The organism is Alcanivorax sp. HI0044, from assembly GCF_001634945.1.
On record NZ_LWEZ01000329.1, the window covers coordinates 1 to 731 of the forward strand.

The window sequence follows — 731 nt, forward strand, 5'->3', positions numbered from 1 at the left end:
CAGAACAGGCCTTCCAGTTGCTCTGCAGAGGTACCGGTGGGAATGGCGCCAGCGTTCAGAGCATCATTAATGATCCACAGGTTGTAGCAAGAATAGATCAGCAGTGGTACCAGGATCACGGTGAAGACATGCAGCGATTTCTGGCTCAGCTTTTCGTAGGCAAGAATCGCCAGCAACATCACCGGCAGAATGATCGGTGCGTAGTTCTCGTTCAGCTCCGTATCCAGCAGATCCCGGAAGAGCACCACAACCGTCCCCATGATGATCACATAGGGCAGCAGAGGGATCAGGCGTTTCAGGCTCTGGGGAACCGCTTCAGAGAACGGTGCAATACGTGCGGGGGCAGTACGGGCGAACTGGCTGTAAATGAAGAACAAGAGTAACGACAGGCCAAAGATTTTCAGGCCGGAAGTGAACAGTTCATCCGTGGTTACACTGTTGTTTAGCGCAGCGATGATAACCACCAGCAGGCAAGGACGTAGCACCACACCCATGGAGCCGGACATGGCGGTGGCAGCCAGAGCCAGCTGTTTGCGGGCGCCAGCACGAACCAGCTCGTTATAGATTGTAGCACCGGCGGCGATGACGAAGATGCCCGATGCCCCAGTATAGGCGGTAGGTACAGCGGCAACTGCGAGGACAACGAAACACATGAGCTCCGGTGACATTTTCCAGGGGCGCAGCACGTCGAAGACCAGATGGGCCATCTTGGTTTGGCGCAGCAGCATACC

At 55.8% G+C, this 731-nt stretch carries 1 pseudogene; it reads right to left on the reverse strand.

The window, feature by feature from the left end:
- A pseudogene (locus A3730_RS03950) lies at positions 1–731 on the reverse strand (TRAP transporter large permease subunit); the annotation flags it as partial.